This is a genomic window from Cyanobium sp. Cruz CV13-4-11 (assembly GCF_024346055.1).
Taxonomy (GTDB): domain Bacteria; phylum Cyanobacteriota; class Cyanobacteriia; order PCC-6307; family Cyanobiaceae; genus Cyanobium.
Map to the genome: position 1 here is coordinate 23865 of NZ_JAGQCH010000002.1, position 25305 is coordinate 49169.

The following is a 25305-nucleotide window of genomic DNA, read 5'->3' on the forward strand; positions in this document are numbered from 1 at the left end:
CCCGCAGCGTCCGATGCTGAGCCTGTCGATGATCGTGCGCAACGAAGCGGAGCGGCTGGAGCGCTGCCTGGCTTCGGTGGCCGGCTTCGTCGACGAGATGGTGGTGGTGGACACCGGCTCCGACGACGGCACCGCGGCGATCGCCGCCAGCTGCGGCGCCAGCGTGCACCACCTGGCCTGGCCTGGGGACTTCGCCCCTGCCCGCAACCACGCCCTCGATCTGGTGCGGGGCGACTGGGTGCTGGTGCTGGATGCCGATGAGTGGCTGCGGCCCGAGGCCCGCTCGCCGCTGCGCGCCCTGATGGAGCAGCCACAGGCGCTGCTGATCAACCTGCTGCGCCAGGAAGTGGGGGCGGCCCAGTCCCCCTTCTCCAGCGTCAGCCGCCTGTTCCGGCGCCACACCGCGATCCGCTGGAGCCGCCGCTACCACGCCATGGTCGACGACAGTGTGGCCGCGCTGCTGGAGCGGGAGCCCCACTGGCAGGTGCTGGCCTGCGGGGAACCGGCCCTGGTCCACGAGGGCTACCGGCCGGAACTGCTGGCGGCCTCCGACAAGGCGGCACGCCTGCGCCAGGCCATGGAGGCGGAACTGGCCGCCAGTCCCGGCGATCCCTACGCCTGCGCCAAGCTCGGCGCCCTGGAGGTGAGCCAGGGCCAGCACGCCAGGGGCATCGCCCTGCTGGAGCAAGGATTGGCCCGGGTCGGTGCCGGATCGCTGTCCGAGCGCTATGAGCTGTTGCTCCATCTCGCCATCGCCCGCAGCCCTGGGGATCCGGCCGCCGCGACCGCGCTCTACCGCCAGGCCCTGGAGCTGCCCCTGGACGAGCGGCTCACCCTGGGAGCCCGGCTCAACCTCGGGGCCCTTCTTTTGCGGCAAGGGGACCTGGAGGAGGCGGCGGCCCTGACGGCGGCGGTGACCCGCCTCGCCCCGGAGCTTGCCCTGGCCTGGTTCAACCTGGGCCTGATCGAACGCCAGCGGGGCCGCCTGCTGGAGGCGATCGGCGCCTACCGGCAGGCCCTGGACCTGGCCCCGCAGCAGGCGGACGCCCAGCGCAACCTGGCGGCCGCCCTATTGCTGGCGGGTGACATTCCCGGGGCCAGGGATGGCTTCCGCCGGGCGATCACCCTGCTGGAACGCCAGGGCCAGCCGCAGCAAGCCCGCGCCCTGGCCCAACAGGCCGGGGCTCTCGTCCGGCTGGACGCCTGATGGTGTCGCCGCTGCCACTGGCGGGACGCACCATCGCCGTGACCCGGGCCGAAACCCAGCTGGGCGCGGCCCGCCAGCTGTTCGAGCAGGCCGGGGCCCGTGTCATCGACCTGCCGGCCCTGGTGATCGGTCCGCCGGATCTCTGGGGCCCCCTCGACGATGCCCTGGCGGAACTGGATCAGTTCCACTGGATCATCTTCTCCAGCGCCAACGGGGTGGACGCCGTGGAGCAGCGGCTGGTGCGGCAGGGGACCTGCCTGGCCCGCAGGCCCAGGCAGGTCCGGCTGGCCGCGGTGGGCCGCAAGACCGCCCAGTCCCTGGAGGCCCTGGGGGCCCCCGCCGATTTCGTACCGCCGACATTTGTGGCCGACAGCCTGATCGAGCACTTTCCCGTGTCGGGCTGGGGGCAGCGGCTGCTGCTGCCGCGGGTGCAGAGCGGCGGGCGCACCCTGCTGGCGGAGGCCTTTGCTGCGGCCGGCGCCCGGGTGGTGGAGGTGGCCGCCTACGAGACGCGCTGTCCCGCGGGGCTGCCCACCGGGGCCCTGCAGGCCCTCGAGCGACGCGGACTGGATGCCATCACGTTCAGCAGCGGCAAGACGGTGGACCACACCGCCCAGTTGCTGGCCGGCAGCTTCGGTGAGGCCTGGATCCAGCAGCTGGACGGGGTGCAGGTGATCTCGATCGGCCCCCAGACCAGCCAGCGCTGCAGGGAGCGGCTCGGACGGGTGGACGGGGAGGCAGACCCCCACGACCTGGAGGGTCTGGTGGCGGCCTGTATCAGGGCGGTGGCAGCGGCTTGCTGACCTTGCGATCGCCGCTCTGAAGGTTCAGACGACCTTTCTGGATATCAACAGCGGCAACGCTCCAGCCGGGGGGAAGCAGTTTCGTTTCGCGGCCGCCGCGATCGCCCCGGCGCAGGCTGCCGCTTTCGCCGTTGAAGGTGGCCACAACCTCGGCCTGGCCGCCGCTCTGGATCACACCGGAGATCTGCAGCTGCTGCAGAAAGGCCGGGGGGGGGAGCGCCGCCACCGCTTTGGCACCACCAGCCGACCCCGGCGCCCCCGGGACCATTTCCGGCTCCAGGGAACCGAAGGGATCCTTGCGACCCACGGGGAAGGCCGCCACCACCTGCTGGGAGGTGGGCAGTGGGGTGAGCCCCGCCGCTCCCCCCCCCGACGACGCTGCGGCTGGGGCCGGCCTGGGCGGCGCCGGTGGTGGCGCTTGCACGGTCGGGGCGGCAGAACACCCGCTCAACAGCAGGGGGACCAGGGCTCCGAGCCCAAGGCGGCCGTCAGCCCATTTCCACCAGGTCGCGAAATCGGTCAAGGTTGGCCTGCAATTCTCTGGTGACGATGCCTCCCATGATGGTGGGTTCCATCAGGGGCGCAAGCGCACCGGGCAGTTCATAGCTCACCGTGAGCTTGACGGCGGTGAGGTCGGGCCCGAGGGGATAGAAGCGCACGGCCCCCTTGGTGGGCAGACCACCCACCGATTCCCAGTGCAGCCTCTGGGAATCAACCCGCTCGGTGATCCGGGCCTTCCAGTGGAAACGGAAACCCTGGGCCGCCAGGGTCCAGTCGGTGAGGTCGGGGTCGTCGAGGGTGACGACCGATTCGATCCAGCGCATCCAGCGGGGCATGGCCTCCAGATCACTCCACACCTCCCAGACCCGGGCCACGGGGGCCTGGATTTCCGTGGTGACGCTGTGCTCAAGCCATTTGCCCATGGTTGTGCTCCTAGGCCACCGCCGCGCAGGTGGCCAGTGCCACGGGTTGGTTCAGGATCGCAGCGGCCGCCAGCCGACCGCTCATCGTGGCCCCCTCCATCGAGTCGATGTAGTCCTGGCGGGTGTAACTGCCGGCGAGAAAGAAGTTGGCCACGGGGGTGCGTTGGTCGGGACGGAAGGGCTCCATGCCGGGGGCTTCCCGGTACAACGACTGGGCCAGTTTCACCACGTTGCTCCAGACGAGCTGCAACCCGGCGGCGGAGGGAAACAATTCACGCACCTGGTGATCGGTGTGGGCCACGATCTCCTCGGTTTTCAGAGGGATCCAGGGATCCCCCGGGGTGAGCACACACTGCAGCAGGGAACCGAGTCCCTCCCGCCGGTAATCGGCCGGGCTGGCCAGGGCCAGATCAGCGAAACAGCTGAAGTCGGCATCTGCCGTGTAGAGAAGGTTGTCGAGACCGGCCGGGCGGTTCAGGTCGGTACGGCGGGCCTGGGCTTCGGCCCCGTCGCCCAGTTCGGTCACCCAGCCGTCGTAACGCAGCTGCACGGTGGCCACCGGCACCGTTTCCAGCCGGTCGATGGCGGCGAACTCGGGGAAACGGCGCCAGGCCTGGGGCAGCAGCCGCTGGGCTCCGGGCACATCACAGGCGGCCAGGTAGGCGTCGGCCTCCACCCGCTTCTCCCCCTCCGGGGTGCCCAGCACCAGGGAGGTGACGACGGTCTGGCCGTTGCGCTCCTCGTGGCGGACCTCAGTGACCCGGTGGCGCAGGTGCAGGCGACCGCCCCGGGCCTGGATGTACTCGAGGATCGGACCGGTCAGCCAGCGGTGGGGGGAGCCCTTGAGCAGGTTGAGCTTGGAGGCCTCCGTTCGGGAGGCGAACATCATGAAGATGGTGAGCATGCAGCGGGCAGAGATGGCCTCGCAGTCGATGAATCCCAGGGCGTAGGCGATCGGATTCCACAGCCTCTTCAGGCTCCTGGGGCTGCCGCCGTGGCTCAGGAACCACTGCTGGAAGCTGATCGCATCCAGCGAGCGGATCACCGTCATGGCCCCGTCGTAATCGATCAGGCCGCGGACGATCGGACTGGTGCCGAGCGCCAGGGCATTGCGCAGTTTGTCGATCCAGTCGAGCTGGGAGGTGGTGAAGAAGGCCTTGAGGCCATTGAACGGAGCCCCAACGGGAAAGCGGAAATCCAGGGACCGCAGATCGCCGCCGCGGTTGACGAACAGGTGCCAGTGCTCCTTGGCCAGGAGGTTGTCGAAGGCACCCACCTTGCGCATCAGGGCGAAAAGGTTGGCGTAGTTGAAGAAGAAGACGTGCAGGCCCATCTCGATGTGGTTGCCGTCGGGGTCCACCCAGCTGCCGACCTTGCCCCCCATGAACGGACGGGATTCATACAGGTCCACCGCATGACCGGCGTCGACCAGATCAACGGCCGCGCTCAGACCGGCCAGACCCGCACCCACGATGGCGACCCGCACCCTTGGATTCCCGCGAAGGTCCCGACTCTATGGACCGGAGCCTACCCACGGCGGAAGGATCTCCATAGAGTGGTCGTTCACCGCGTCGTCCGGCGGCCCGATCCCTCCCATCCGACCCCCCTTCGCCCGATGAGCAGCCCCGTCCAGACCCCCAGCGCCACTCCTGCTGCCAGCGACACCGCCACCGCCACGGCCGGGGTGGATGGCAAGGGCATCCTGATCACCGAACCCGCCATGCGCCAGCTGGGCACCCTGATGGCCTCGCAAGGCGGCGAAAAGGTGCTGCGGGTGGGCGTGCGCTCCGGTGGCTGCAGCGGCATGAGCTACACGATGGACTTCATCGAGGCGGCAGAAATCCTGGCCGACGACGAGACGTACACCTACGAACCCGCCGGAGCGCCGAGCTTCCGGGTGGTCAGTGACCCCAAAAGCCTGCTGTACATCTACGGCATGCAGCTGGATTTCTCCTCGGCCCTGATCGGCGGCGGTTTCAACTTCACCAACCCCAACGCCTCCCAGACCTGCGGCTGCGGCAGCTCCTTCGCCGTCTGAGGCCGCCCCCGCCGCTGGCGCCACGGCCCCGTGGCGTGGGAGTCTGACGATCCCCAACTCGCCACCCCCGCCGCCATGACGGCCCCGCAGGAGTCCCGCTTCGACCAGGCCATCGCCCGCTACCAGCAGGGGGCTGCTCCGGAAGATCTGATTGATGAGTTCCTGCAGATCACGGCCCAGGAGCCGCGTCAGTCGGCGGGCTGGACGTGCCTGGCCTGGCTGCAGTTGCTGCTGGACCAGCCCCAGGCGGCCCTGCCCTCGGCCCGCAACGCCGTGAAACTCAATCCGCAGGACCCCCAGGCCCGCATCAACCTGAGCGTGGCGATGCTGGAGACCGGCGCCAAGGGGGTGCGGGAGCACATCGAGGTGGTGAAGCGCGTGATGCTGATGGCCCCCGAACTGGCCGGCGAACTGCAGGGCTCGATCGCCGATGGCCTGCAGCGGCGGCCGGGCTGGCAGGCCCTGGAGAAGGTGAAGGCCTGGCTCAGCTGAGTTCCGGCCGTGCCTGGGCGAGGGTGTCGAGCACGGTTTCAGCAATCCGCCGCGAGCCCCCCGGCGACCCGACCCGCTCGACGGCCGCCTGGGCACAACGCGCCGGCAGGTCGGCGTCGGCCAGCAGGCGCAGGATCAGATCGGCCGCCTCCTGCAGCTCGCCGCGCTCGGCCGGACGCCTGCCGACGGTGTGGACCGTGGGACCCAGCAGCCGCATCTGGGATTCGGCGAAGGCATAGCTGAACTGGGGACCGCGGCCCACCAGCTGCACCACCGGCCGGCCAAACCCGACCGCCTGCTCCACGGCGGTGCCGGCCATGCCCACCACCAGATCACTGGCGGCCAGGATCGACGCCAGGGCACCCGGCAGCAGGCGCACCTCCAACTGACCGGAGGCGGAGCGGAGCACCCCATCGGCCAGATTCAACTGCCAGCCGACGGACGCGGCCAGGGGTTCCAGGTCCCGCCAGTGGGGGCTCTCCACCACGGCAACGAGGAAGCGCCAGCGGCCATCCCCGGCCAGCCCCCCCAGCTGGCTGCAGAGCCGCAGCATCAGCACCAGGTTGTGCAGGGCCTCCGGGAAGCGGCTGCCGGGCACCAGCGCCAGAGTGCTTGTGCCCGACTCGCGGGCCACCTGACCGGGGTCCGGGGCGGGCATGTCCATGATCGGGTAGCCGCGAAACAGGGCCTTGGCCAGGCCCTGGGCCTGGAGGTCGCGGGCGCTGAAGGCATCACGGGTCAGCACCACCCGCACCCGCCGGCGGCGGCAGCACCAGCGGGTGAGGGCCGACAGCCGCAGCCGGCCCTCATAGAAGCTCGAGGTGGACACCAGGAACACCACCGTCGGGCGCCCGGTGAGCAGGGCGAAAATCAGCGGGACATGGTCGCCGATGCTCACCACCAGGTCGTAGTGGCGGCCCTGGCGCCAGGCCGTCCAGAGCTGGGCCAGGCTCTGCTGCAGCCAGCCGGCCGCCAGATCCTTCCAGATGTTGAGGCCCTGGTAGACCATGCCCCCGGACGGCAGGGTCCGGCCCTGGTACAGGAGCGGCAGGCCCCGGCGGCCGTAGGCCGAGCCGGCGCCGACGATCGGCAGGGCCGCCAGCTCGAGCCCAGGAGAGCACTGGCGCAAACCGTCCGCAATCAACCCCCCATTGAGATCCTCCCCATGACCGTTGCTGATCAGCAGGATCCTGGGAGCAGGGGAAAGGGGCACACGGGACACCAAGTCCGGTCGAGTTTAGGTTTGGGCACACCCGGGATTCCCGCCCCCTCCCGGCTCACCCCAACGGCATGAGCACCCCCGCCACGGGCCCCGCCTCCCAGCTGCGCCGCGTTCTCGACATCGTGCTGGTGGCCGACGTTTTCCTCGTGCTGGCCGGAGCCCTCTTCTTCGCCGTGGCGGTGGTGCTGCATGGCCAGCAGCTGGACGCCCCCCTGCAGCTCTTCCAGCGGCTGTGGCAACCGCTGTTCACCCCGGCCATCGGCCTGCTGATGGCGGCGGCGCTGCTCAGCGGCGCTCTGGGCTGGTGGCAGCGGCGAGGGCAGCGCCCAGATCGGTGAACTGGAAATGGAAGCCCTGGTCCACCAGCCGCTCGGGCTTCACCTGCTGCCCCTCGAGCACCACCTTGGCGCCATCGCCGAGCAGCAGTTGCAGCAGCGGGCCCGGCACGGGCAGCAGGCTGGGTCGGCCGAGGACACGGCCCAGGGTGGAGGCGAAGATCGCCATCCGGGTGGGCTCCGGGGCCACGGCGTTGTAGGGGCCGGCATAGCTGCCGTCCTCCAGGGCGGTGGCGATCAGCCGGCAGAGATCGTGGCGCTGAATCCAGCTCATCCATTGCTGGCCACTGCCCACCGGCCCGCCGAACCCGGTCCGGAACACGGGCAGCATCTTGCCGAGGGCGCCGCCGTCGGGGCCGATGACGATGCCGATCCGCAACACCACAACGCGGCAGGCTTCGGGGGCGACCTGGGTGGCGGCTTCCCAGCGGGCGCAGAGCCGGCCGAGGAAATCATCGCCCGGCGGGCTGGCCTCCGTGAAACAGCCCTCCAGGCTGGTGCCGTAGTAGCCCACGGCCGATCCGCTCACCAGCACGGAGGGGGGCGTGGCCAGGTTCGCCATCGCCCGCACCAGCTGCGTCGTGGTGACCAGGCGGCTGTCGAGCAGCCGCTGGCGATAGGCGGGGGTCCAGCGCTGGTCGGCGATCGACTCCCCGGCCAGGTTGACCACCCCATCGGCCGCTGCCAGCGCCTCGAGCAGGGGGGGCTGGCTCCAGCTGGCGGGTTCGGCCAGATCGAGGCAGAGATTGGTGATCCTTGGATCGGCCGCCTCGCTGTCAGGCCGGGGCCGGCGGCTCACCAGGGTGAGCTGGTGGCCGAGGTTGAGCAGGAACGGCACCAGCTCCCGGCCGACGAAACCCGTGCATCCGAGCAGAAGCAAGCGCATGCCCACGGTTCATCGGCGTCCAGTTCCGAGGTTAGGTTCCGGCGGCCCTAACCTGGGCCGACCGTTCCTCCGCACGATGGTTGACTCCGCGCCTGCCGCTGCCGCAAGCCTCAAGAAGGGTGCCCTGGTGAGGGTGAACCGAACGGCGTACACCAACAGCCTGGAGGCCGGCGCCAGTGATCCGGTGGCCCCCGGCTACCTGTTCGAGGGGCCCGGGGAGATCCTCGCCATCCAGGGGAGTTACGCCCAGCTGCGCTGGCGCCGGCCCGTGCCGGACGTGTGGCTGCGGCTCGACCAGCTCGAGGCCATGCCAGCCGCCTAAAGCTCCACGCGGCGCCGTTCCTCCTTCAGCCGGCTGCGGCGCAGCCTGGCCTCGCGCAGCATCTCCTTGCCGTCATGGAGGTAGCTGTCCACGTAGCCCATGGTGTAGCGCTCCAGCTCCACCAGGGCATCCTGCACCTGGCTGAGGCAGTGGTAGAGGCTGAGGCCGAACCCCTTGGCCGCCGCCGGGCAGGCCCGGGAGCGATACAGGGCCTCCACTTTCTCCATCCTGGTGCGGCTCTGCTCAAGGAAGGCACAGAAGGCCTCCATCAGGTCGTCGTCGTAGGGGTCGGCCGCCAGGGAGCGCAGCTGGGCCGGGAAGGGATTGATCACCTGGCCGATCAACCGGTCGATCGGCACGTACACCTGCTGGAGCCAGCCCAGCAGCGCCTCGTCGCTGGCCGCCCCCGCGCCCCGGCGACGGCCCTGCGCTGCTCCGTTGCCCTGGCCGCCGGAGCCATGGCCACCGCTGCGCGGCGCCCCCCCTACCCCCAAGCCAGAGCCGTGGTCGTAATGGCGGCGACGGTCGCCGTCCCTGAGCACTTCCCAGGCGGCATTGAGGGCCAGGATCGTGCGCTGATCGCCACCGGCATCCGGGTGATGCTGTTTGACAAGCGTGCGGTAGGCGGCCTTGATCTCGGCGGTGGTGGCCCCGGGGGGTACCCCGAGGGTGGCGTAATGGTCGGCAGGGGTCCTGGCCATGCGCTGAAAGCGCCGTCTGGAACCAGCATCGCCGATGGGCCCGCCGCCTGGCGTCCAAAAAAAGCCCCCCTGGAAAGGGGGGCACGGGGTTGTGAGAATGGTTGAACCAGAGGATCAGAACTTGAACTGGGTCTGGATCAGGCCGCCGAGCACGCTGCTCGACTGGCCAGCGGTGGTGAACTGACCGTTGGGGCGGCTCAGGTAGAAGAGGGCCGGAGTCACGCTGATGTTGTCGGTGACCTGGAACTTGTACCACCACTCCCAGGCGTAGTTGCCGTCCTGGGGGGTCTCGCCGTTGCGCAGCGAGGTGGCGAACACCGGCTGGCCCACGGCCATGCCGGCCTGGTTGCCCTTCAGGAACACGTCGGACCACTGCAGGCCCACGCTCCAGGACTGGCTGGCGGCGCGGTTGGTCGACTCGCTGAAGGTGGGAACCCGGCTGAAGCCGTTGGGCACGGTCACCGTGGTGCCTCTGACCCGAACGTTTGAGGTCAGGGGGTTCAGCTCCGGCTGGGTCATGGCGTTGTAGCCCCAGCCCAGGTTGATGGAGGGGATCCAGCCGCTGTTCTTGGGCTGCCACGCCAGGGTCGTGGCGAAGTTGTTCGAGTAGGCGGCACTGCCGCCGTTGTTCTCGAAGCCAGCGGGGGTGGTGATGTTGGTGCAGTCAACACCTGGCTGGGCGAACTGGGTGCCCCTGCGGAAGTTCTGGCCGCACTGGACGTAGCTCCAAGCGAAAGCGAAACGCCATTGCTTGCCGGAGATGCCGGCCTGGGTGGTCCAGGTGCCGCCACTGCGCTCAGTCATCAGGCCACCCTCGTTCGGATTGCCGTTGTCACCTCTGGGGGAAACATAGGCCGTGGAGACCGCAAAGAAAGGCTTGCCCTTCTTGACGTTCTGCTTCCACATCAGGCCGAAAGTGGCGCCGGTGGCCTTGTTGTAGGTGCCGGGGGCACCATGCAGGGTGAAGACGTCGAGGATTTCAGACCTGTAGAACCAGGGGGTGATCGCCAGGAACTCCGTGTTCCGCGCTTTGGCGCCGAGAAGCGCCGTGAAGTCACGGCCGATCGGGAAGCGGTAGTACAGACGATCAATGGAAACGATGTCGTTGCCGTTGCTGCCGGCAGCACTGCCCACGTTGGAGGAGAAGGCCCGATCAAGGGCCATCAGGTTGTAGGGGTTGCCGCCGAAGGGGCTGTTCTGGAAGTTGCCGGCCCGCAGACGGGTGTAAAGCAAATCCTTACCCGTGAAGCTGGTGAGGAGGTTGAGGCGCAGGTCGTAGTTGAACACCGTGGCGCCCGCGGTGCGGCGGTTGTTGTCGGGGAAGCGGTTCGCATTGGCGTTGGTGGCCGGCAACGCGCTGTTGGGGTTGGCTCCCAAGGGCAGGAAAGCCGCGGTGTTCGGGTTGCCCTGGCTGCCGCCGAAGCTGTTGGCGCCGATCACGAAGACGGCATCACCCTGGAGCTTGGTGGTGGTGGAGAACTGGGTCGCTTCCAGCTCACCCACCTTGGCCTCCAGGCCATCCACGCGGCCGCGCAGCACGGCGAGTTCTTTCTCGAACTCGTCCATCAGGCGCTTGAGCTCGTCGGTCACTTCAGTGATCCGGTCGAGGCAGGCGTTCAGCAGGGCCGCCGCTTCGTAGCGGGTCATGGCCTGGCCGCCCTTGAAGGTGCCGTTGGGATAGCCGGCGACGCAGCCGTAGCGGTCGACCAGGTTGGACAGGGCCTGGAAGGCCCAGTCGGTGGGCTTGACGTCAGAGAACTGGTTGACGCTCGTGACCTGGTTCTGGGCTTCCCAGGCCTTGAAGCGATCGATGTCCTGCTGCTCCATGTAAGTGGAGATCTCAGCCCTCTGGGAGGGGGAGATCTCACCGGCGGAAGCGGCCAGCGGCGACAGCAGCCCAAGGGCCACCGGCGCCAGCAGAAGTTGCTGGAAGGGTTTCATTGGTCCTCACACCAAAAAGAGGAATCCCCGTAAAGGGGGACGGCGCAAAGTTATAGGAATTCCTGTGCGCAGCACCTCGGCCTGATCACAACGACTGGTATTCCAGCTGACATATGACCCTGGCAATTGCCGCTGCCTGGGGAAGCAAAGGACAGACCAAAGTCCAGGCCAGGTGGTGGCGAAGCGGCGGGGGATGGTGGGGCTGTCGAAGGCGGGCGGGGCGAGGGAGTGTGATCGGAGGGCAAAAAAAACCCGGCTGCAAGAGCAGCCGGGCAAGTGAGAGGACGGTTTGTGAGGGAAAATGATCCTGAAGGATCAGAACTTGAAGGTGGTCTTGATGAAGCCGCCGAAGTTGTTGAAATCGGAGCCACCAGCACCGGGAAGGACACCGCCGATTCCGACGTTCTTGGAGACCTGACCCAGCGGAGCGCTCAGGTAGTAGAGCGCCGGGGTCACGCTGATGTTGTCGGTGACCTGGAACTTGTACCACCACTCCCAGGCGTAGTTGCCATCGACGATGGCGGTCGAAGCCACGGGGCCGCCGAAGACGGGGTTGCCACCGCTGACGGCGGTCAGGAAGGTGGGCTGACCGACGGCCATACCGGCGGCGTTGCCCTTGATGAACACGTCAGACCACTGCAGACCCACGTACCAGGACTGGCTGGTGGCTTGGGTGATGCCGGTGGTGGAGACGAGCCCGGCGTCAGCGAAGCTGGTGCCGTTGAAGTTGCTTCTGTTGATGCCCCAGCCGGTGCTGATGGAGGGGATCCAGCCCGAGTTGGTGGGCTGCCAGTAGGCGCTGATGCCCACCGAGTTGGCGGCATTCGCGTTCACGAAGAGCGTGTTGGCCAGGGGCGTGGCGTTGCCGCTGTAGGTACCTGCACCACCCGAGGAGTAGGTGTAGGCCGCCGCGATGCCCCAGTTGGAGCCGGTGTAAGCCACCTGAGCCGTACCCGTCTGGGCGGAGCAGGCGTTGCCGATGCCGCCACACTGGGCCACGCCAAAGGCGTTAGGAGGCGTTCCACCGATGGAGTTACCTACATCGCCGTTGGCGGAGACGTAGTTGGCGCTGATGCTGAAGCCACCGCTCTTCCACCACAGACCACCACCAGCGCCCAGGTTGAGGCTGTAGGTGCCGGGAGCACCGGCGTAGGTGAAGATGTCAAGGACAGTGTCAGCCGGGTAGGCCGAAGGCCACACGGCCAGCATGTCGTCCTGACGGACGCGGCCACCGACCGTGGCGGTGAAGCTGCTGCCCAGGGGGAACTGGTAGAAAAGGCGGTTGATCGAGACCACGTCACCGCAGTCAATGCCGGTGCCGCAGTTCTCTTCAAAGCCGGCTTCGGTGGCGTTCAGGCCAACGGTGGGGCCGCCGAAGGGCGACTGGGCGAAGTTACCGGCGCGCAGGCGGGTGCGTAGCAGGTCCTTGCCGGTGAAGCTGGTGTCGAAGTTGAGCTGGATGTCGTAGTTGAACGCCGTGGCGCCCTGGGTCTGACGGGCCTGGTTCGCCCAGGTGTTTTGGGTGACGCCGACACCGAGAGGATTAGCCGGGCCAACGGGACCGAAGGCACCGGTAACAAGGACGGGCACAACACCATTGGTGAACCGGGAAGCCCTAGGGCTGACCCGGGCGTTACCGCCGTAGCTGTTCGCACCCATGATGAAGGTGGCCTTACCGGTCAGCTTCGTGGTGGTGGAGAACTGGGTGGCTTCGAGCTCACCCACTTTGGCCTCCAGGCCATCCACGCGACCGCGCAGCACGGCAAGTTCCTTCTCGAACTCGGCCATCAGGCGCTTCAGCTCGTCGGTCACCTCGGTGATCCGGTCGAGACAGGCGTTCAGCAGGGCTGCCGCTTCGTAGCGGGTCATGGCTTGGCCGCCTTTGTAGGTGCCGTTCGGGTAGCCGGCGACGCAGCCGTAGCGCTCGATCAGGTTCGACAGGGCCTGGAAGGCCCAGTCGGTGGGCTTGACGTCGGAGAATTGGTTGATGCTGGTGACTTGCTCTTCGGCGGCGTACTTGTTGACGCCGTCGATGTTGAGCTCAGCAGCCTGAACCGCCACAGGGGCGAGCAGGCCGAGCGCTGCAGGAGCAACCAGCAGTTGCTGGAAGAGTTTCATGGGTTCCTCACACGGAAGCGGCGCAATGCGCCAAACGAAGAATCCCCCAGGCGGACCTGACCATCCAGTGCCCATGTGCCAGAAAACACAACGTCCGGTACCCGGGGGTGCTGCCAGAGTGCCGGCCATGAAGGCCCCGTGGGCGACGCTGCCCTTCCTGCCCCTGTTGCTGACGGCGGCGCCGCGCAGCTTCCTGGCCCACGACGAGGGGTACTACGCCCTGCAGGCCCGTTGGATCACCCAGGGCGGCCAGTGGCTGGGTCCCCCCTGGTGGGACCAGGTCATCTTCGATCGCACCATCGGCCTGCCCTGGCTGGTCGCCGCGGCCTACCGACTGCTGGGCGTATCCCCCTGGGTGGCCCATCTGCCGTCCCTGGTGGCCGCCGTGGCCACGCTGCTGCTCACGGCGGCCCTCGCCAGGCGCCTGCTGGGGGGTGATGGGGCCGGCTGGCTCGCTGCTGCCGTGCTGGCACTCACGCCCCTCTGGCTCGACTACGCCCACCTGGCCAGCCAGGACATGCCGCTGCTGGCCCTGGAGCTGCTGGGAATCCTGGCCCTGCTGCGGGCCGGCGACAGCCCCAAACAGCACTGGACGCTCCTGGCCGGGTCCTGGATCGGCCCGGCCTTCCTGATCAAGGGCTTCATGGTGGCGCTGCCCGTGCTGGCCCTGCTGCCCTTCGTCCTGCTGGAGCGCCGGTCCCTGTTGCGGCGGCCCGTCTTCTGGCTCGGCCTCGCCCTGGGCTGGCTGCCGGTGGCGCTCTGGCTGGGCCTGAGCCTGCAGGTGCTGGGCCTCCCGGCAGTGGCGGGCCTGTGGCAGAAGCTTCTTTACCTCTCGGAGAGCGACGTCTACAGCGCCGGACCGCTCTATTACTTATGGAACCTGCCGGCCAACACCCTCCCCTGGAGCCTGTTCGCCCTGGCGGGCTGGCGCGGCTGGCTGGGCGCCCAGCTGGAGCGGACCCGGTGCCTGCTGCTGCTCCTTTATCCCCTGCTGATGCTGCTCCTGCTCAGCGCCTTCCGCACCAAAACCCCCTACTACGGATTGCAGCTCACCCCCTTCATCGCCCTGGCGGCCACCGCGGGCCTGCGCTCCTGGAGCGCCGGAGCCGGCCGGTGGGCCCGCGGGGCGACGTTCAGCGCCGGGGGCCTGGGACTGCTCCTGGTGCTGGCGTCGGTGGCGGTGCTCTGGCCCGGGGCGCCGGCCGGCCTCCTCGTGGCCAATGGGGTGGCCAGCCTCGCGCCGGGACCAGAGCAGTTCGCCCTGGCGGCGGGGTGCCTGGGGCTGGCCTGGGCCCTGGTGCCCCGGTGCCGTCAGGGCTCCCGCCGGCTGGGGGCCCTCCTGGTGGGTCCCTGGCTGGCCCTGGTCCTGTTGGTGCAGGCCGGCCTGTTCACCGATCGCAGCCCCCGGCAGCGCCAGGCCCTGGAGCGCCCTGGGGCCAAAGCGGCCCTGGCGGCCGGGCCGATCGCCGCCGTGGCCGGCGCCCCCCTGAGCGGCGAGGAGCATGCCCGGCTGATCCTGGTGGCCCTGGCCAGCCCCAGGCTCACACCCCGCATCGGCCCCGTCGAACGGGTGCCCCCCGGGGAGCGGGTGTGGATCCGGCGCCGGGAACTGCCGGCCGGATGGCCCGTGCGGCTGCAGGCCCCCGAGCTGGAGCCCTGGGTGCTGGCCGAAGCGTCAGGGGTGGCCCGATGAGGCTGGCGCGCGGCCGGGACGGCTGGATCCTGCTGGGGCTGTGGCTGGCCGGTGTGCTCCTGGATGGGCTCTGGCTGCGGCGCCATGGCCAGCCACCGGCCTGGGACCAGGGGGAACATCTGAGCCGGGCCCTGGGGGTCTGGCAGGTGCTGGGTGAGGCGGCGCCCTTCGATCCGCTCTGGTGGCAACGGCTCTGGGCCGAGACCCCCACCTACCGGGGGCCCTTCACCTATCTGGTGACGGCACCGGTGTTCAGCCTGCTCGGACCTGGGTATGGCAGCGCGATCCTCTCCAACGGCCTGTTTCAGGCCCTGCTGCTGGGCAGCCTCTACGGCCTGGGGCGCCTGGCCCACAGCCGCGCCGCCGGCCTCTGGGCCGCCTTTCTTTGCGGCGTCGCACCGGCCCTGCTCAACCAGCGCAGCGACTATTTGATCGATTTCAGCCTTACGGCCGTGCTCACGGCCACCTGGTGGCTGCTGACCGTCCGGGTGCTGGCCCGCCCCCGACACCCGTGGCTCTGGAGCCTGGGGGGCGGACTGGGGCTCGGGGCGGTCGTTCTGACACGCCCGACCGGCCTGGTGATGCTCTGGCTGCCCCTGCTGGTGCTGGCCTGGATGGCCCTGGCGGCGCTGCTCCGTCGGGGTCGGCCGGCCCGCCTGGCCGAGTCGTTGCTGGCCGCCGCCGCCGCCACAGCCGTGGCCTGGCCCTGGTGGAGCCAGAACTGGCTGACGATCCTCTCCACGGTCAACAAGGCCCGCCAGTGGGGCGTCCTGTACCAGGACGGGCTGGAGGCGAACACCCTGGCGGGCTGGCTGTTCTACCCCCGCCTGCTGCCCACCATGGCCGGGGCCGCCCTGGTGGCGGTGGTGGTGGCGGGAGGGTTGCTGAGCCGGTGGCGGCGACGCGGCGCCCCTGCCAACGCCCTGGCCTGGCCCCAGCTCGCCTGGTGGCTGAGCTTTCCGCTCGGGGCCCTGCTGCTGGCCACCCTGATGAGCACCAAGGACTTCCGCTTCGTCCTGCCCCTGGTTCCCCAGCTGTGCCTCGGGCTGGGGATCGTACTGGCCTCGGCCACCGGCCGCTGGACGGCCGTCTGGCGGCTGGCGGTGGTGGGAATCGGGGTCTGGGGGGCCCTGGCCAGCCAGTTCGCCCTGGCGGCCAATCCCACCGCCTTTCCGCCGCGGCCGCCGGTGGGCGCCCCCCCCTGGCCCCTGGAGGGGATCGTGGCCACGATCCGCCAGCGCAGTCCTCACCAGCTCTCCACCCTGGCGGTGCTGCCCGACAGCCAGGGTCTGAACGCCTTCAACCTCGATGCCGAAGGACGCCGCCAGAACTTCCGCGTCGCCGCCCGCCAGACCGTGGCCCCCGTCGACCAGCTCGACGGGGACCTGGCCGGCTTCGACTGGTTCCTGCTCAAGGGGGGCGACCAGGGGGTGATGAGTGACGCGCGCCAGGCCGCCCTCGACGCCATGGTGCGCCGCTCGCCGGCCTTCCAGACCGCCGGCCGCTGGCCCCTGCCCGACGGCAGCAGCGCCGAGCTCTTCGGGCGGCGGAACCTCAGCCTGGCGGTGGCGCCGGTGGCCTGCGGGCCGGATCCCAGCCTCCAGCTGGATCTCAGCGTCGAGCCGCCCGCTCCCCTGCGGCCGGGCAGCGAGGCGGTGCTGGTCAGCCGCCTGCGGGGGCCGGCGGCCCAGCTGCGGGATGGCCTGCTGCTGCTCGACTGGCGACCGAACTGGCGCCACGACCGCGGCATCGGTCAGGGAATGGTGCGCGCCAGCCCTTCCGGTTGCCTGGAGGTCCGCGAACGGCTGGCCCTGGTGGTGCCGGCCGGGCTGCCCGACGGGTCCTATGGGCTGCGGGCCCGCGCCATCGACGGCCAGGGGCGGCCGCTGGCCTTGCGCAGCGCCCCGCTGACGTTGACAGTGGCGGCCACCGGTGAGGTGGCCGCCGGGCCGAATGGCGGGGCGCCCCCCAACCGCATCGACCAGCTGCTCGCCCTGGGGAGGCTGCTGCGCCGGGGTGAGCTTGATCTGCTGTTCGGGCAGGTGGGTCAGATCAACCAGCGCGATCCCCAGCAGGTCTATCTCGCCCAGGGGGAGCGCCTGCTGCGGGCCCGTCTCCAGGAGCGTCCCCCCAGCTCCGGGGGCGCTGACCTGGAGGACCTCTATGGTCTGGCCCTGGCCCAGGCGCTGCAGCGGCACGCCGATGGGGCCGTCGATACCCTGCAGCGCATCGTGTCCCTCGAACCCACCAATCCCCATGCCCTGATGGCCCTCGGCTTCGTGCAGCTCTACCGCTTCCACCCTGGCCAGGCCCAGGTGGCGCTCGACGCGGCCGCCCGGCTCGACCCCGGCAACCGCACCCTGCGGACACTGCGAGCCGTGGCCAGCGGCCTGCGGCTGGACGTGGCCGGCACCCTGGCCCTGCTGCGATGAACGGCACGCTCCAGAGCGAGGGACTGCAACGGTTTCACCGCCGCAACCGCGCCTATTACGACGACCTGAACCGGCTGCACCAGGTGCTGGTGGCTCCGGGCCTGAGGGTGCTCGAGATCGGCTGCGGCCTGGGGGATCTGCTGGCCGCCACCCACCCCAGTCACGGGGTGGGCATCGAGCGCGACCCCGCCATTGCCGCCGCCGCCATGGCGGCCCATCCCAACCTGCGCATCGTCTGCGCCGAGGCGGCGGCCATTGACCCGGAGGCGATCGGGGAGAGCCAGCCCTTCGATGTGATTCTGGTCGCCAACACCCTCAACACCCTCGAGGACGTCCAGGGAGTGCTCGAGAGGCTCGGGGCCTTCTGCCATGACCGCACCCGGCTGGTGGTGAGTTTCCACAACTGGCTGTGGCAGCCCCTGCTGAAGACGGCGGAACGCCTGGGTCTGCGCCAGCCCCAGCCGCCCGAGAGCTGGCTCACCCCGAGAGACGTGCAGAACCTGCTCGACCTGGCCGGCTGGGAGGTGCTCAAGCAGGGGCACCGCTGCCTGCTGCCCCGCCGCGTCCCCCTGCTGGCCCCCCTGGCCAACCGCTGGCTGAGCCAGCTGCCGGTGCTGGAGCAGTTCGGGCTCACCCACTGGCTGGTGGCCCGTCCCGCCACCCCGACCCAGCTCCAGCCCAGCGTCAGCGTGGTGATCCCGGCCCGCAACGAGGCGGGAAACATCGCCGCCGCCATCGAGCGCATGCCCCTGCTGGGGTCGGCCACCGAGGTGCTGTTCGTGGAAGGTCATTCCTCCGATGACACCTGGGCCGAGATCGAGCGGGTCTGCGCCACCTACAGCGGCCCGTTGCAGCTGCGGGCCCTGCGCCAGAGCGGCCGCGGTAAGGCGGACGCCGTCTGGCTGGGCTTCGATCAGGCCGAGGGGGAGGTGCTGATGATCCTGGATGCGGATCTCACCGTGCGCCCCGAGGACCTGCCGCGGTTCTACAAGGCCCTGGCCGAGGGCCGGGGGGAGTTCGTCAACGGCTGCCGGCTGGTGTACCCCCGCACCAGCGCCGCCATGCCGCCGCTGAACACGGCCGCCAACCGTTTCTTCGCCGCGGCCTTCTCCTGGTTGCTGCGCCAGCGGCTGAAGGACACCCTCTGCGGCACCAAGGTGATCTGGAAGGCCGACTACGAGCGCCTCAAGGCCGGGCGGGCCTACTTCGGCGACTTCGACCCCTTCGGCGATTTCGACCTGCTCTTCGGCGCCTCCAAGCTGAACCTCAAGATCGTGGAGGTGCCGGTGCGGTACCAGGAGCGCAGTTACGGCAGCTCCAACATCGCCCATGTGAAGGAGGGTCTGATCCTGGCGCGGATGTGTCTCTACGCGGCCCAGAAACTGCGCTTCACACCATGAGCGCGCCGGTGTTCGCCCCACCTTCATGCCAACGGCGCCGCCCTGGCCGCTGATGCAGAAGCGCTGGCTCCTGGGCCTGGTGGCCACGCTGGTCGTCTACCTGGGGCTCAGCTTCTGGTTCGGCTTCGCCAACGTGATGCGCTCCCTGGCGGCCCTGCCCTGGTGGTGCTGGGTCCTGGTGCCGACGCTGGTGACTTTGGGCTATCTGCTGCTGTTCCAGCGCTGGCAGTTCTATCTGCGGCTGCTGGGACACCCCCTGCCCTGGCGTCCCAGCAGCCGGATCTACGTCGCCGGCCTCTCCCTGGTGGCGGCCCCAGGGCGCAGCGGTGAGGCCCTGCGCGGGCTGTGGCTGCAACGTCGCCACGCCATCCCGATGCAGGTGGGCGTTGGGGTGACCCTGGCGGAGCGGGTGACGGACCTGGCCGGAGCCCTGCTGGTGCTCGCCTGGGGGCTGGGGGGCCGAATTCTGCCGGCCCTGCTGGCCGCCGGGGGAACCCTGGCCATCGGCGCCTGGCTGCTGAGCCACCCTGCCGCCCTGCGGCGTCTGGAGGCCTTCCTCGACCGGCTGCCGGCCCACCGGCGCTGGCACGGTCTGACCAGGCTGCTGCGGGAAGCCCTCGGGGCGGTGAGCCGGCTGCGGCGGCTGCTGCGGCCCTTGCCCCTGCTGATGGGCACCACCCTGGCGGCCCTGGTGTGGCTGGTCGAGGCGGCGGCGCTGATGGGCCTGCTCCAGCTGCTGGGGGATCCCCTGGCCCTGACCCAGGCCGCCGTGATCCGCACGGCGATGGCCCTCGGCGGCGTCCTCTCCTTCCTGCCGGCGGGGGTCGGCACCGCGGAGGCCACGGCCATCGGCCTGGCGGTGGCCTTCGGAGTCGATCGATCGGCGGCGCTGGCCGTCACCCTGGTGCTGCGGGTGTGCACCGTGCTGCTGCCCACGGCGGTGGGGGTGCTGGTGCTGGCCCGGCACAGGGACGACGGCCCGGAAGAGGGTCGCGACGGGGTGGGCACGTGATCGAGGCCGTCCGATCCCAGGAGTCGCTGGCCAGAGGCAACGCTCCCGCCTCACCCAGTGGCCAGCGGCCAGCGGAACCTGTTCGCCGTGATGGGGGTGGCCTCGCTGGCGTCCCTGATCGCCTTCGTTCAGCTGTATCCCAGCCAGCAGGCCCTGGTGGCCGTGGGCCCGATCTCCTATTCCCTCTCCCTCTGGCACTGGGGCGTGCCGTCCCTGAGCCGCTGGACCACCGGCATGCACTGGTGGTCGCTGCATGGTGATGTTCTCGGCCGACCTGGCGCGGCGCGGCGTGCACCTGGCGGTGCTCAATGGCCTGCCCTTCGCGCGGGAGGCCAACTGCCATCCGGCCAACGCCGTGCCGCAGTGGATCTGTTCGACCTCTTCTGCCCAGAACGGTCCTGCACCTACCGCTCCGCCGATAGGCAGATCCTCTACCGGGACGAGCATTCCCATCCCTCCAAGCAGGCGGTGCGGCTCGCCATGACAACGGCCCATGGTTAGCGCTCGCGCGTAGAGCCCATGAACGATGCCCCCGACATCGACTTCACCAGGGGGTCCTGGGGAAACCGATGCCGGGGGCTCTCGCCGGGTCCGCTCTGGCGCGGAACCGATGGATCAGGAGTCAGCAGCCGTGATCAGCCGGCATTCTCCGCGATCAGCAGACCCTGGATGGGACAACTTGGGGTCATGGACACCTCCTCCTGTGGGTTGGATGCCAGCCGGCGACGCCTGCGGCGAGAACGAAAACAACCTTTGAAAGAAGCAACACAGTGAACTTTCCCGACGTTGGACCCACCGAATCCGCTTGCGCGGGGTGAGACCCACTGGCTCAGGTGTCGCCGAGCGCTTCAATCAGGCATTTCCGCCGCTCACCACGTCACTGCTGACGGAACCTAACCATCGTAACCAGCTTTTCTGGCCGGTGCCGAACAGAGGGTGGCAGCGATGGACGGTCTGGGGGGCCAACAAAAAAAAGGCCCCCGAAGGGGCCATAGCTTGGAAGGGAGAGGATCAAAGGGCGTTGCCGCGCGGCAGAACCTCTTCAGGGAAGATGAAGTTTTCGTGCGGCTGGTCGGCAGGGGCCATCCAGGCACGCAGACCTTCGTTGAGCAGGATGTTCTTGGTGTAGAACGTTTCGAATTCGGGATCCTCGGCGGCGCGGATCTCCTGGCTCACGAAGTCGTAGGCCCGCAGGTTGAGGGCCAGGCCGATGATGCCGATACTGCTGGTCCACAGACCCATCACCGGCACGAACAGCATAAAGAAGTGCAGCCAGCGCTTGTTGGAGAAAGCGATCCCGAAGATCTGGCTCCAGAAGCGGTTGGCGGTGACCATCGAGTAGGTCTCTTCTTCCTGGGTGGGTTCGAACGCCTTGAAGGTGTTGGCCTGGTCGCTGTCTTCAAACAGGGTGTTCTCCACCGTGGCGCCGTGGATGGCGCACAGCAGGGCACCGCCGAGGATGCCGGCCACGCCCATCATGTGGAACGGATTCAGGGTCCAGTTGTGGAAGCCCTGCAGGAACAGCAGGAAACGGAAGATCGCCGCCACACCGAAGGATGGCGCGAAGAACCAGCTGCTCTGACCCAGCGGATACATCAGGAAGACACTGACGAACACCGCGATCGGGCCGGAGAAGGCGATGGCGTTGTAGGGACGGATGCCCACCAGACGGGCGATCTCGAACTGACGCAGCATGAAGCCGATCAGGGCGAAGGCGCCGTGCAGCGCCACGAAGGGCCAGAGGCCTCCGAGCTGGATCCAGCGGACGAAGTCACCCTGGGCTTCCGGGCCCCAGAGCAGCAGGAGGCTGTGCCCCATGGCATCAGCGGGCGTGCTGACGGCAGCGGTGAGGAAGTTGCATCCCTCCAGGTAGCTGCTGGCAATGCCGTGGGTGTACCAGGAGGTGGCGAAGGTGGTGCCGGTGAGCCAGCCGCCCAGGGCCAGATAGGCCGTGGGGAACAGCAGCAGACCGGACCACCCCACGAAAACGAAGCGGTCGCGCTTGAGCCAGTCGTCGAGGACGTCGAACCATCCACGCGTGGCCGGAGCACGCCCTAGGGCGATCGTCATGGGTGAGCTTCACGAAGCGTTACATCCCAATCGTAAAAGACGACCCCCGTTCTGTGCGGCTGTCCGCACCCCCTTCCCCAGGGATTGAGCAGAAGTACTCATCGCCTCCCCGACGGCCGGCGATTCGCCAGAGTGGCCAGGCCAGTCCTCACCGCCCTACATGTACGTCGTCGAGATCTCCCTCCGGCTCAGCCCCATGCCCGTCGCGGTCCAGCGGAAGGAGCTGGAGGCCGCCCTGGCCCTGTACGGGGAGGTGCGTCAGGCCCTCGAAAGCGGTCACCCCAAGGTGCTGGACCTCAGCTGCGAGAAGGACGAGCAGAAGCGCGTCAGCCTCCTCAGTGGCGAGATCGTGGCCGTGCAGATTTATGAGAAGTCGGCGGTCGCCGGCGGCGGCAAGCGGCCCGGCTTCAGCTTCGAGCCTTGACAACAACGGCGCCGGTGGAGCCGCCCCTGCGCATTGAGGGGCTCCGCTTCGGCTGGGGCGAGGGTCGTCAGGCGCTGCAGAACTGTCAGCTGCAGATTCCGCGGCCGGGACTGTGGATGCTGGTGGGCAGCAACGGCAGCGGCAAGAGCACCCTGCTGCGCCTGATCACAGGCCTGCTCACGCCGACCGAAGGCACCATCACCTGCCAGGGCAGGCCCGCCCTGGTGTTCCAGAACCCCGACCACCAGCTGCTGCTGCCCAGTTGCGGCAGCGACCTGCAGCTAGCCCTCCCCGAGGGCCTCGACGACGACGAGCGTGCCGCTCGGGTGGCTACGGCCCTGGCCCAGGTCGGCCTGAGCGGCCTGCAGCGGCGTCCCATCCACACCCTGAGCGGTGGCCAGAAGCAGCGTCTGGCGATCGCCGGGGCGCTGGCGAGCGACGCGTCACTGCTGCTGCTCGATGAACCGACAGCCCTGCTGGATCCGGAAAGCCAGAACGAGGTGCTGGAGCTGATCCATCGGCTCTCTCACCGGAGCGCCTCCCCCCTCACCGCGCTGTGGATCACCCACCGCCTCGAGGAACTCGAGCGCTGCGACGGAGCCGCCCGCATGGAAGCCGGTGCGATCGGCCCCTGGCAGAGCGGCGAAAGCCTGCGCCACTGCCTGGCCCCCTTGCCCGCCGGCGGGGCCGAAAGGTAAGGTCATCAGAACCCGGTTTCCGGGTGTTTTCCTCGGTAGCTCAGTGGTAGAGCGGTCGGCTGTTAACCGATTGGTCGCAGGTTCGAATCCCGCCCGGGGAGTTTCTCCATCCGCCCGATGCCGGGCTTCCGCTCCCCGGCAACCATGGCCGTAGCCGCCTGGGGGGATGGATCCAGCGAATCCCTGCACGCCAGCGGTAGAGCGGCGAAAATGTAGTCTCCCCTTCACTTGTGCTCGCTCCGGAAGCACCTTCGACGCCACGACGCCACCCATGAAGCCCTCCATCCTGCTCATCGAAGATGACGGCGACATGCGCGATCTGGTCGCCGGCCATCTTGAGCACGGGGGCTTCGACGTTCAGCGCGCCGAAGACGGCATCAAGGGTCAGGCCCTTGCTGTGCAGTACAGCCCCGATGTCATCCTGCTCGACCTGATGCTCCCCAAGGTCGACGGGCTGACCCTCTGTCAGCGCCTCCGGCGCGACGAGCGCACCGCCAAGATCCCCATCCTGATGCTCACCGCCCTCGGCAGCACCAAGGACAAGGTCAGCGGGTTCAACTCGGGCGCCGATGACTACCTCACCAAGCCCTTCGATCTCGAGGAGCTGATGGTGAGGGTCAAGGCCCTCCTGCGCCGCAGCGAACGGGCTCCCCTCTCCGCCAAGCACAACGAGATCCTCAGCTTCAGCTCCCTCACCCTCGTCCCCGAGCGCTTCGAGGCCATCTGGTTCGACGCCCCGGTCCGCCTCACCCACACGGAGTTCGAACTCCTCCACTGCCTGCTGCAGCGCCACGGCCAGACCGTCGCCCCCTCCCTGATCCTCAAGGAGGTCTGGGGCTACGAGCCGGACGACGACATCGAAACCATCCGGGTCCACATCCGCCACCTGCGCACCAAGCTCGAACCCGACCCCCGCAAGCCCCGCTTCATCAAGACCGTCTACGGCGCCGGCTACTGCCTCGAGCTCCCCGCCACCGACCAGATGGAACCGCTCGCCACCATCGTCCACGACGCCAGGCAAGCCCGTCTGGAGGCCTCCACCAGGACCAACGACGCCGGCTGATACCGGCCGCACGGTCCATGTGAACAGACCCCACCCCTGTCCTGACAACGGCTGGCGTCACTTCCAGACTCCGCAGGTACGGGCCGTGAGGCGATGCCGAGTCTTCTTGCCCGCGACGCCGACGTCCTGGTCACCATGGATGGGGAGAGCCGGGAACTGCACAACGCGTCCCTCTACGCGGAGGACGGCTGGATCCGACGGATCGGGCCGGCCGGGGAGCTGCCCCAGCAGGCCGACACGGTGCTTGATTTGACGGGCCAGATCCTTCTGCCCGGGCTGGTGAACTGTCACCACCACCTCAACCAGACCCTCACCCGTAACATTCCCGCCGCCCAGAACAACAATCTTTTTGCCTGGCTCAAGGCGCACTACAGGATCTGGGCCGCCACAACACCGGAAGCGTCGCGCCTGAGCGTGCTGGTCGGTTGTGCGGAGCTGGCCCTCTCCGGCTGCACCACTGTCTTCGACCACAGCTATGTGTTCAAGAACGGCAACAGCGTCGATGTGATCATCGAGGCGGCCCGGGAACTGGGGATTCGCTTCCACTGCAGCCGGGGTTCCATGTCGCTGGGGGAATCCAGGGGCGGCCTGCCTCCCGACAGCTGCGTGGAGGAGGAATCCGCCATCCTCGATGACACCCAGAGGGTGATCAAGGCCTACCACCAGAGGGAGGCGGGCGCCATGACCCGCCTCGTCGTGGCGCCCTGTTCCCCCTTCTCGGTCACCCCTTCCCTGCTGCGGGATTCAGCCGATCTGGCCCGCCAGTACGACGGGGTGGGCCTGCACACCCATCTGTGCGAAACCGTCGACGAAGAGCGCTACACCCTCAGCAACTACGGCCTGCGGCCGGTGGAATTCATGGACAGCGTGGGCTGGCTCGGGGACGGGGTGTGGTTCGCCCATGCCATTCATGTGGACGATCAGGAGATCGCCCAATTCGCCAGCTGCGGCTGCGGGGCCTGCCATTGCCCGTCCTCAAACATGCGACTGGCCTCGGGCATCGCCCCCCTGAAGCGCTACATGGAAGCCGGCGTGAAGGTCGGGCTTGGGGTGGATGGTTCCGCCAGCAACGACAGCTCGAACATGATGCTGGAGGTGCATCTGGCCTTCCTGCTCGCCAGGCTGAAGTTGGGGCTCCAACCGCCGGAGGGACCCAGTCGATTCATGCATCTCTCCCCCTCCCACCCACGGCGGGCCCACGAGTGGATCACGGCACGGGAGATCCTGGAGGTGGCCACCCTTGGCGGCGCTTCGGTGATCGGTCGGGATGACATCGGCTCCCTCGAAGTGGGGAAGTGCGCCGACTTCTTCTCGATCAACCTCCACAGACTTGATTATGCCGGAGCGCTCCATGATCCGGTTGCCGCCACCGTGTTCTGTGCCCCCCAGAAGGCCCACTACACCGTGGTGCATGGCAGGGTGATCGTTGACCAGGGACGCCTGGCCACCGTGGATCTTCCCCTGGTGGTGGAGCAGCACAACGCGGCCAGTCTCCAGCTCATGGACAACGCGGAGCTCGGCTGAC

Annotated in this window: 24 protein-coding genes and 1 tRNA gene; 16 read left to right on the forward strand and 9 right to left on the reverse strand. The window is 68.7% G+C overall.

Translation table 11 applies throughout. The features are described 5' to 3' along the window. The first annotated feature begins 13 nt into the window (after positions 1-13). A complete protein-coding gene (locus KBZ12_RS02105; RefSeq protein ID WP_254956054.1) occupies positions 14-1207 on the forward strand; it encodes a glycosyltransferase in 1194 nt (397 codons plus the stop codon). Beyond that, positions 1207-2010, forward strand: coding sequence for a uroporphyrinogen-III synthase (locus KBZ12_RS02110; protein ID WP_254956056.1), 804 nt, complete (start codon positions 1207-1209; stop codon positions 2008-2010). Before KBZ12_RS02105 ends, KBZ12_RS02110 begins: the two co-directional genes overlap by 1 nt. On the opposite strand, the gene KBZ12_RS02115 is transcribed toward KBZ12_RS02110, so the two are convergent. The 3 genes from KBZ12_RS02115 to zds are packed head-to-tail and all read right to left on the reverse strand — an operon-like array spanning position 1985 to position 4419. After that, positions 1985-2461: a hypothetical protein gene (locus KBZ12_RS02115; protein ID WP_254956057.1), complete on the reverse strand. Its 477-nt coding sequence runs from the start codon at positions 2459-2461 to the stop codon at positions 1985-1987. The two genes, KBZ12_RS02110 and KBZ12_RS02115, sit on opposite strands and share 26 nt — an antisense overlap. Positions 2462-2498: 37 nt before the next feature. After that, complete coding sequence (locus KBZ12_RS02120) at positions 2499-2933, reverse strand: SRPBCC family protein (RefSeq protein WP_254956059.1); 435 nt, start codon at positions 2931-2933, stop codon at positions 2499-2501. A 10-nt stretch (positions 2934-2943) separates the two neighbouring features. Next, positions 2944-4419 carry a 9,9'-di-cis-zeta-carotene desaturase gene (zds, locus tag KBZ12_RS02125; RefSeq protein ID WP_254956061.1) on the reverse strand — a complete coding sequence of 492 codons (1476 nt, stop codon included), beginning with the start codon at positions 4417-4419 and terminating at the stop codon, positions 2944-2946. A gap of 129 nt (positions 4420-4548) precedes the next feature. Between zds and KBZ12_RS02130 the strand changes: the two genes are divergently transcribed. Together KBZ12_RS02130 and KBZ12_RS02135 are read left to right on the forward strand one after the other, a co-directional pair. Continuing rightward, entirely contained in the window at positions 4549-4971 is a 423-nt protein-coding gene (locus KBZ12_RS02130; protein ID WP_254956063.1) for an iron-sulfur cluster assembly accessory protein, read from the forward strand. Between the two features lie 75 nt (positions 4972-5046). Further along, on the forward strand, positions 5047-5463 hold the full coding sequence (locus KBZ12_RS02135; protein ID WP_254956255.1) for a M48 family metallopeptidase: 417 nt from the start codon (positions 5047-5049) through the stop codon (positions 5461-5463). Here KBZ12_RS02135 and KBZ12_RS02140 read toward each other — a convergent pair. Then, entirely contained in the window at positions 5456-6676 is a 1221-nt protein-coding gene (locus tag KBZ12_RS02140) for a lipid-A-disaccharide synthase-related protein (protein ID WP_254956065.1), read from the reverse strand. The two genes, KBZ12_RS02135 and KBZ12_RS02140, sit on opposite strands and share 8 nt — an antisense overlap. 77 nt (positions 6677-6753) lie before the next feature. On the opposite strand from KBZ12_RS02140, the gene KBZ12_RS02145 reads away from it, so the two are divergent. Further along, complete coding sequence (locus KBZ12_RS02145) at positions 6754-7023, forward strand: hypothetical protein (protein ID WP_254956066.1); 270 nt, start codon at positions 6754-6756, stop codon at positions 7021-7023. On the opposite strand, the gene KBZ12_RS02150 is transcribed toward KBZ12_RS02145, so the two are convergent. After that, positions 6971-7906 carry a TIGR01777 family oxidoreductase gene (locus tag KBZ12_RS02150; protein ID WP_254956067.1) on the reverse strand — a complete coding sequence of 312 codons (936 nt, stop codon included), beginning with the start codon at positions 7904-7906 and terminating at the stop codon, positions 6971-6973. The genes KBZ12_RS02145 and KBZ12_RS02150 overlap by 53 nt on opposite strands. Positions 7907-7982: 76 nt before the next feature. On the opposite strand from KBZ12_RS02150, the gene KBZ12_RS02155 reads away from it, so the two are divergent. After that, entirely contained in the window at positions 7983-8228 is a 246-nt protein-coding gene (locus KBZ12_RS02155; protein ID WP_254956068.1) for an NAD(P)H-quinone oxidoreductase subunit O, read from the forward strand. Here KBZ12_RS02155 and KBZ12_RS02160 read toward each other — a convergent pair. The 3 genes from KBZ12_RS02160 to KBZ12_RS02170 all read right to left on the reverse strand — a co-directional run bounded on the left by KBZ12_RS02160 (position 8225) and on the right by KBZ12_RS02170 (position 12988). Next, positions 8225-8929, reverse strand: a complete 705-nt coding sequence (locus KBZ12_RS02160) for a J domain-containing protein (protein ID WP_254956069.1) — start codon at positions 8927-8929, stop codon at positions 8225-8227. The genes KBZ12_RS02155 and KBZ12_RS02160 overlap by 4 nt on opposite strands. Positions 8930-9043: 114 nt before the next feature. Then, entirely contained in the window at positions 9044-10870 is a 1827-nt protein-coding gene (locus KBZ12_RS02165) for an iron uptake porin (RefSeq protein ID WP_254956070.1), read from the reverse strand. A 315-nt stretch (positions 10871-11185) separates the two neighbouring features. Beyond that, positions 11186-12988, reverse strand: a complete 1803-nt coding sequence (locus tag KBZ12_RS02170) for an iron uptake porin (protein ID WP_254956071.1) — start codon at positions 12986-12988, stop codon at positions 11186-11188. A gap of 127 nt (positions 12989-13115) precedes the next feature. On the opposite strand from KBZ12_RS02170, the gene KBZ12_RS02175 reads away from it, so the two are divergent. Genes KBZ12_RS02175 through KBZ12_RS02195 form a run of 5 tightly spaced genes read left to right on the forward strand, consistent with a single transcriptional unit; the run spans position 13116 to position 20026 of the window. Then, positions 13116-14681 carry a glycosyltransferase family 39 protein gene (locus KBZ12_RS02175; RefSeq protein WP_254956072.1) on the forward strand — a complete coding sequence of 522 codons (1566 nt, stop codon included), beginning with the start codon at positions 13116-13118 and terminating at the stop codon, positions 14679-14681. Next, complete coding sequence (locus tag KBZ12_RS02180; RefSeq protein ID WP_254956073.1) at positions 14678-17113, forward strand: hypothetical protein; 2436 nt, start codon at positions 14678-14680, stop codon at positions 17111-17113. Before KBZ12_RS02175 ends, KBZ12_RS02180 begins: the two co-directional genes overlap by 4 nt. Beyond that, positions 17110-18513 carry a glycosyltransferase gene (locus tag KBZ12_RS02185; RefSeq protein ID WP_254956075.1) on the forward strand — a complete coding sequence of 468 codons (1404 nt, stop codon included), beginning with the start codon at positions 17110-17112 and terminating at the stop codon, positions 18511-18513. The genes KBZ12_RS02180 and KBZ12_RS02185 overlap by 4 nt, the downstream gene beginning before the upstream one ends. Positions 18514-18538: 25 nt before the next feature. After that, entirely contained in the window at positions 18539-19525 is a 987-nt protein-coding gene (locus KBZ12_RS02190) for a lysylphosphatidylglycerol synthase transmembrane domain-containing protein (protein ID WP_254956076.1), read from the forward strand. A 57-nt stretch (positions 19526-19582) separates the two neighbouring features. Then, positions 19583-20026 carry a hypothetical protein gene (locus tag KBZ12_RS02195; protein WP_254956077.1) on the forward strand — a complete coding sequence of 148 codons (444 nt, stop codon included), beginning with the start codon at positions 19583-19585 and terminating at the stop codon, positions 20024-20026. A gap of 510 nt (positions 20027-20536) precedes the next feature. Here KBZ12_RS02195 and psbD read toward each other — a convergent pair. Beyond that, a complete protein-coding gene (gene psbD / locus KBZ12_RS02200; protein ID WP_015108802.1) occupies positions 20537-21595 on the reverse strand; it encodes a photosystem II D2 protein (photosystem q(a) protein) in 1059 nt (352 codons plus the stop codon). Between the two features lie 160 nt (positions 21596-21755). Between psbD and KBZ12_RS02205 the strand changes: the two genes are divergently transcribed. From KBZ12_RS02205 to KBZ12_RS02225, 5 genes are all read left to right on the forward strand, one after another. Continuing rightward, positions 21756-22019 carry a hypothetical protein gene (locus tag KBZ12_RS02205; RefSeq protein ID WP_254956078.1) on the forward strand — a complete coding sequence of 88 codons (264 nt, stop codon included), beginning with the start codon at positions 21756-21758 and terminating at the stop codon, positions 22017-22019. Further along, positions 22016-22717: an ABC transporter ATP-binding protein gene (locus KBZ12_RS02210; protein WP_254956079.1), complete on the forward strand. Its 702-nt coding sequence runs from the start codon at positions 22016-22018 to the stop codon at positions 22715-22717. The genes KBZ12_RS02205 and KBZ12_RS02210 overlap by 4 nt, the downstream gene beginning before the upstream one ends. A gap of 29 nt (positions 22718-22746) precedes the next feature. Continuing rightward, positions 22747-22818 (forward strand) — tRNA-Asn (locus KBZ12_RS02215). Between the two features lie 170 nt (positions 22819-22988). Continuing rightward, a complete protein-coding gene (locus tag KBZ12_RS02220; RefSeq protein ID WP_254956081.1) occupies positions 22989-23780 on the forward strand; it encodes a response regulator transcription factor in 792 nt (263 codons plus the stop codon). A 93-nt stretch (positions 23781-23873) separates the two neighbouring features. Next, positions 23874-25304 carry an 8-oxoguanine deaminase gene (locus KBZ12_RS02225; protein WP_254956082.1) on the forward strand — a complete coding sequence of 477 codons (1431 nt, stop codon included), beginning with the start codon at positions 23874-23876 and terminating at the stop codon, positions 25302-25304. The last annotated feature ends 1 nt before the right edge of the window (position 25305 follow it).